The sequence below is a fragment of the Craterilacuibacter sinensis genome (assembly GCF_009831765.1).
In the GTDB taxonomy this organism is placed as follows: domain Bacteria; phylum Pseudomonadota; class Gammaproteobacteria; order Burkholderiales; family Chromobacteriaceae; genus Craterilacuibacter; species Craterilacuibacter sinensis.
Genome location: NZ_WSSB01000017.1, coordinates 40,337 through 46,336, shown reverse-complemented (window position 1 = coordinate 46,336; position 6,000 = coordinate 40,337). Strand labels below are relative to the sequence as shown.

Sequence of the window (6,000 nt, the reverse complement as noted above, 5' to 3'; positions counted from 1 at the left end):
TCATGGTCTTGTAGGGTGTGGTGGTCACTGGCTGGTGATTCAGCTTGTTACCAACTCGGGCAAGGGTAAGGTGCTTGCCGGTGGCCGGCGTGGTCGGTGCTGGGGCGTGTTGGTCACGGGCTGGTGATCTGGCCGTGGCCTTGGCCGTCACCGGATCGGGCGCTGGAAAGCGGGCTGTTGCACTGGCGGGGCGTGCTGGCTTCATGGTCTTGCAGGGTGTGGTGGTCACTGGCTGGTGGTCTGGCTGTGGTCTTGATCCGTCACTCGCTCGGGTATGGACAGGGTGCTTGCCGATGGCCGGCGTGGCTGGTGCTGTGGCTTGTGTGGCACTGGCTGGTGGTCTTGGCCGTCACTGGCTCGGGCATGGATAAGGCGCTTGCCGGTGGCTGGCGTGGCCAGTGCTGGGCCGTGTGGGTTACTGGTCGGTGATCTGGTCGGTGATCTGGTCGTGGCCTTGGCCATCATTCGCTCAGGAATGGGCAAGGCGCTTGCCGGTGGCTGGCGTGGCCAGTGCTGGGGCGTGCGGGTTACTGGACGGTGATTTGGTCGTGGCCTTGGCCGTCACTTGCTCGGGCAATGGTAAGGTGCTTGCCGGTGGCTGGCGCGGCCGGTACAGGGGCGTGTGGGGCACGGACTGGTAGTCTGGCTGTGGCCTTGGCTGTCACCAGCGTGGGCGCTGGACGGTGGTCTGTTGCACTGGCGGCGCGTGCTGGCTTCATGGTCTTGTAGGGTGTGGTGGTCACTGGCTGGTGATTCAGCTTGTTACCAACTCGGGCAAGGGTAAGGTGCTTGCCGGTGGCCGGCGTGGTCGGTGCTGGGGCGTGTTGGTCACGGGCTGGTGATCTGGCCGTGGCCTTGGCCGTCACCGGATCGGGCGCTGGAAAGCGGGCTGTTGCACTGGCGGGGCGTGCTGGCTTCATGGTCTTGCAGGGTGTGGTGGTCACTGGCTGGTGGTCTGGCTGTGGTCTTGATCCGTCACTCGCTCGGGTATGGACAGGGTGCTTGCCGATGGCCGGCGTGGCTGGTGCTGTGGCTTGTGTGGCACTGGCTGGTGGTCTTGGCCGTCACTGGCTCGGGCATGGATAAGGCGCTTGCCGGTGGCTGGCGTGGCCAGTGCTGGGCCGTGTGGGTTACTGGTCGGTGATCTGGTCGGTGATCTGGTCGTGGCCTTGGCCATCATTCGCTCAGGAATGGGCAAGGCGCTTGCCGGTGGCTGGCGTGGCCAGTGCTGGGGCGTGTGGGTTACTGGTCGGTGATCTGGTCGGTGATCTGGGCGTGGCCTTGGCCATCATTCGCTCAGGCATGGGCCAGGCGCTTGCCGGTGGCTGGCGTGGCCAGTGCTGGGCCGTGTGGGTTACTGGTCGGTGATCTGGTCGTGGCCTTGGCCAGCATTCGCTCAGGAATGGGCAAGGCGCTTGCCGGTGGCTGGCGCGGCCGGTACAGGGGCGTGTGGGGCACGGGTTGGTGATCTGGCCGTGGCCTTGGCCGTCACTTGCTCTGGCAAGGGTAAGGTGCTTGCCGGTGGCCGGCGTGGTCGGTGCCGTGGCGTGTGGGGCACGGGCTGGTGGTCTGGCTGTGGCCTTGGCTGTCACCAGTAGGCTGTTGCACTGGCGGCGCGTGCTGGCTTCATGGCTTTGCAGGGTGTGGTGGTCCGGCTGTGGTCTTGGCTGTCACCCGCTTGGGAAGCGTGCGACAAAAAGGCCCAACAATTGCTGGGCCTTGGTTTACGGTATGGCGTCAAATCCGGGGCAAGGGTGAACAGATAGCACCTTGTCGCTATACTCAGCGCGGGCGGTTTGTATTGCTTGGCGCTGGCTTCGCTCTGGAAGGCATGACAGCCACACCACCCCCCCGCCAATAAGCCCTACACGCCATAGCCAAACCTTGCCGATAGTCACCCCGTCACGCGGCGTGAAAGACTGACAACGGGCAGCGGTGGCCATTGGTGGCGGGTTTGCTGCTGACTGGCAAGATACTCCCCCCAGCCGATAGCAAGCACGGCACATCAGCGGCGCGGTGACTAAGGGGTGAAGCGTACCCGATAGCGCGGCCCCGCCATCAGTACACCACGGCAGTGAAAGCGGGTCTGCTTGTTCGCCTGCCTTGGTCACAAATGCCGTTTCGCTGTGGCCTTGTGCCTGCTCTTGTACCGGTGCTATTTCTGATTGGGAAAACAGGCCATCTAGCCACGACGACGATAAGGCGCTAGTCATGGCTGCCACCAAACAGATTAGACGTGATGCAATACACCCAAGCCCGCCCGCTCTTGCTGTATTTCGCCTCGGGCGTTGTCCGTACCTGCAAGCGATTATTGCCGCCCTTAGTGGTCTCCAGTGCGTCAAGCTCAAGCAATAATTTACATACCCGGTTATGGTCTAGCCCGGTGCAAATCTCTGTTCTAAAGCTCTCCGGCAAGATGTAATACTTAATCAGCCCTTCGGTTTTATCTTTCAGGCGATAGCCACAACGGGCCAGCGTTTTCGGGGCATGGTCGTCCGGGTCTGGGGCGCTGCCTTCGTGGTCATAAAGTGCCGTTTCTGTGGATAGGCGAGTGAATCTGGCTTCGCCGTTCTGCTCAAAAAACAGCCTTATCCGTGCAATGATCTGGTCATCTTCGCGGCTTCCTCGGGTTCCACGTGAATGCAGCCAATCGGTAAAGCAAAGGCGGGCAGCCTTGATCGCTTCCCCTTGTGGCCAGCCGGTTACGCCCCATTCGCTCGCCAGTTCGCCCGCCATGGCCACCAGTGCAAAGCGGTAAGCGACACGATGCACCTGCCCATGCGCCCCATCTGGGACAACATCACCGGCAAACCGCTTCATACCTTCCACCAAGAGCGCCGCGACTTTAACCCGCTCGGCTACTAGCTTGTCCAGATAAGCCCGTATCGGCGTCCCATAGTATTTTGCTGTGGCGGCCTTGATCCCATCGGCAAAAGCGCTGGCTGATTTCTTACCATGGATGCACTCAAACATGCCGAATTCGGTGTGTTCATTCTTGGGGATATTCACCAGTCGAACTTCCATGCCGGCCATCATCTTGCGGCCAACCTCAAGCATTCTGGCTTCGGGTGTCACCTCGCCAGACGACAAGAACAGCAAGCGCCATGAGGCAACACGCCCCCGGCTGCCGCCTTGGTCATTGGCGCGGCCTTTGCCCTTGCCATTGCCCAGCATGTAAATGGTGTCGCCAACAATGCGCGGGTCGCACATGCCGATTTCGTCCAGTGGCAAAACGCAGTCTGAATACTCGGTGGCCACGGCCTCTAGGCTGTTGTCTGTTGACCGCCACGAACGCATAAAATCCTTGGTGCCATACACGCTAGACAAGGCTTCAAAGATGGTGCTTTTGCCTTGCGAACTTTCCCCGTATAGATGAAACCCGCCAGACTCAGCCCCGATAATATCCATGAGTGGACCGGCAAAAGCGGTCGATACGGCAAACAGCATCCGGCTATTCCCGACACAATAACGCCCCACCTCTTGCTGCCATTGCGGCAAGGTGCCGGCGGTTTTGACGATCTCACGCTGCTTGCTTTCGGCACGGTAGACCAGCTGCTCGGACGTGTCGCCTATGCACGCATCCGGCAACAGGAAAGCGCCTTTGTGCCAGCCCATACGATTCACCAAGGTGGCACGGGCATCGCCATCGTAACGCCCCAGATACTCAAGCAAGCGTTGCTTGGCTTTGGGGCCAGCACCTATGCGCAGGCCGCGTGTGAGTAGCCCTTTTACAATCTCGGTGCCTTCGCCAGCGGCCAGCATTTCGGCGGGAATATTCCATTCCTTATCGTTGCCGTCCGGGTCGGTCATCTGCACCAATAGCCCCCAGTTTTCGCCGTTATCATCGCGGGTACTGGCCAGAATATGCAGTGGCCCACAGACCCAAAACGCCACATCCATATCTTCGGTCTGAAAGTACACGCCAGACGCCGACAACTTAAACGGGTTGCCGCCGGGTGGTGCAGGGCTGGCCGCCTTGCGTCGTGGTGCTCGGGGCTTGCTGGTGCTGGGTGTACTGCTCGTGGTATCCGGTACGGGGGGCGTTTTGTCCTTGTCGGCAAGGATCAGGCGTTGGGCGGTGGAAAGGCATTGCATATGGTCAGCCGTCCAGCCATATGCGAGCGCATCGGCGGCATCGTCGCCGGCCTCCCATTTGCCACCATGCGCCAATTCGGCGCGGCCTTGATCGCTGGCAGGGGTAAATTCGGCAAAGGCGGCAATGTCCACCTGATAAACGCCAGCGACACCCACCCGCCCTAGAATCCCTGCCAACTCTTGCGCGGCGGCTTCGCCGGGGGCGTCATTGTCCGGCCAGATCAGGCAATTGCGCCCTGATAGCGGGGTGAAGTCGGCTTTGCCCAGCGCCTTGGCACCCGCCATCCAGCACACGGCAACGTGACCGGGTAACAGTTTGGCAGCGGCATCGGCGGCTTTCTCTCCCTCGCAAATCACCACCGGGGCATCAGGCCGGGCCGCCAATTTATCCAGCCCATACAAGGGGCGCAGGCCGTTTATATTTTTCCAGCGCCATTCATGCTTGCCGCTCTCGCTATGCTGGAAAGCGAACAACGGGAAATAGTCCTTGCTGCGGTCATTCATGCCCGGCTCTACCCGAACAACCGCCCCTAGTTTTTGGCCGGCGGCATCGTGATACCACCAGAATTGTTTAATCGTGCCGGGGTGCTTGTACTTGGTGCGCGGGATGGTGCCCATCATCCCTTCGGGGATAGGCAATAATGCTTGCCATGGATCGGTTGCCGGTGGCGGTGGTGGTGGCAACGGGGCCGGCTGGCTGTTGGGTGAGGCATCGCCGCTGATAATGCCAAACAGCCGTGCCAAGTCTTTGCAGGCGTCGCCTTGCCCGTAGCCTTTGACAAAGGCCACCAAAGACACCACATCCCCGCCTTTATCGCCGCTGGCAAAATCAGCCCATACGCCGGTCACGCTGTTAATTGAAAACGAGCCGAACCCATCATCATTGCTACGGGTCGGATTGAGCATCTGGATTTCGTGCCCGGCTTGTTGGTGGTGTATCCCTGCCCAATCCAGCACACGCGGTAAGGCGGCCAGTGCGGCGGCTTTCACTTCGGAAAAGGGTAGACGATTGTTCATGCCATTCCCCTTTCCAAATCATCAATCATGGCGGGGCAGTGCTCGACCAGCGATGCAATCAGCACAGCGATAGATCGGCCTTTTGTAATGGCCAACGGGTCAACCGGTAGCGTATCGAACACGCTAAAAAAGCTCTCTGCAAAGGTCGTGGCGGCTTCGTGGCCATGGGCTTGGTGTTCGTGCCCCTCCAAGTGCCAGCGCATCACATGCAACAGCCGCAAGGCAGCCATCAGGCCGTCACGTTCAGCCAGTTGCAGGGCGTTTTGGCTGATTTCAGGCAAGCCGATGGCCTCGCCAGCAAAGGCGATTTCGTTTTTATGCATGGTCTATTCCTTGGTCAGCGCCGGCTGGCGGGCTGTGGTTTCGTGGTGCCGGCGGGCTTGGCCTGCTGTGCGTTCCATGTCATTGGCGAGCCTGAGCGCAGACCCGACAAGGCGAAGCGCCCCGGCCATGTGGTCGATGATTTCCTTATCATCACCGGCAAGCGGGTCCCGAAATGCCACCAGCCGTGCCAGCAGTTCGATGGTGTCGGCGCAATCATTTGCCACCATGCCGGCGTGACTCTCCAAGAAGGATGCCTTTTTGGCGTCTATGGACGGTTCGTCATAAAAGCCGGTGTGCTGTTGCAGGGTGGCGTGATATTCAGCCAGCAATGGAAGGCTGGAAGCGGTGTGCATATCGGTTTTCATGCTGCCACCTCCGACACGGTAAAGCCTTGTTCGGCGCGCTGAATCGTGGCGCGTTTGCCTTGGGCAACCAATAGTGCAGCCAGTGCGCGGGCTTCGGCCTCATGGGCAACGGTGGCAACGGGATAGGCGAATAGCGGGAAAACGGCGCGGAACGCGCGCAGGGCGATGCTAGGCATGGTGGCCTCCAAGATGAGCGTTA

Annotated in this window: 6 protein-coding genes; 2 read left to right on the top strand and 4 right to left on the bottom strand. The window is 60.4% G+C overall.

What is annotated here, in order from left to right:
* The first annotated feature begins 376 nt into the window (after window positions 1-376).
* Together GQF02_RS14770 and GQF02_RS14765 are read left to right on the top strand one after the other, a co-directional pair.
* A complete protein-coding gene (locus GQF02_RS14770; protein WP_160798158.1) occupies window positions 377-541 on the top strand; it encodes a hypothetical protein in 165 nt (54 codons plus the stop codon).
* Between the two features lie 572 nt (window positions 542-1,113).
* Window positions 1,114-1,368: a hypothetical protein gene (locus GQF02_RS14765; RefSeq protein ID WP_160798156.1), complete on the top strand. Its 255-nt coding sequence runs from the start codon at window positions 1,114-1,116 to the stop codon at window positions 1,366-1,368.
* 837 nt (window positions 1,369-2,205) lie between these two features.
* Here the strand turns inward: GQF02_RS14765 and GQF02_RS14760 are convergent.
* The 4 genes from GQF02_RS14760 to GQF02_RS14745 are packed head-to-tail and all read right to left on the bottom strand — an operon-like array spanning window position 2,206 to window position 5,977.
* Complete coding sequence (locus tag GQF02_RS14760; protein WP_160798154.1) at window positions 2,206-5,112, bottom strand: DUF927 domain-containing protein; 2,907 nt, start codon at window positions 5,110-5,112, stop codon at window positions 2,206-2,208.
* A complete protein-coding gene (locus GQF02_RS14755) occupies window positions 5,109-5,435 on the bottom strand; it encodes a hypothetical protein (protein ID WP_160798152.1) in 327 nt (108 codons plus the stop codon). The genes GQF02_RS14760 and GQF02_RS14755 overlap by 4 nt, the downstream gene beginning before the upstream one ends.
* Window positions 5,436-5,438: 3 nt before the next feature.
* A complete protein-coding gene (locus GQF02_RS14750) occupies window positions 5,439-5,801 on the bottom strand; it encodes a hypothetical protein (RefSeq protein WP_160798150.1) in 363 nt (120 codons plus the stop codon).
* Window positions 5,798-5,977, bottom strand: coding sequence for a hypothetical protein (locus GQF02_RS14745; RefSeq protein ID WP_160798148.1), 180 nt, complete (start codon window positions 5,975-5,977; stop codon window positions 5,798-5,800). Before GQF02_RS14745 ends, GQF02_RS14750 begins: the two co-directional genes overlap by 4 nt.
* Between the last annotated feature and the right edge of the window lie 23 nt (window positions 5,978-6,000).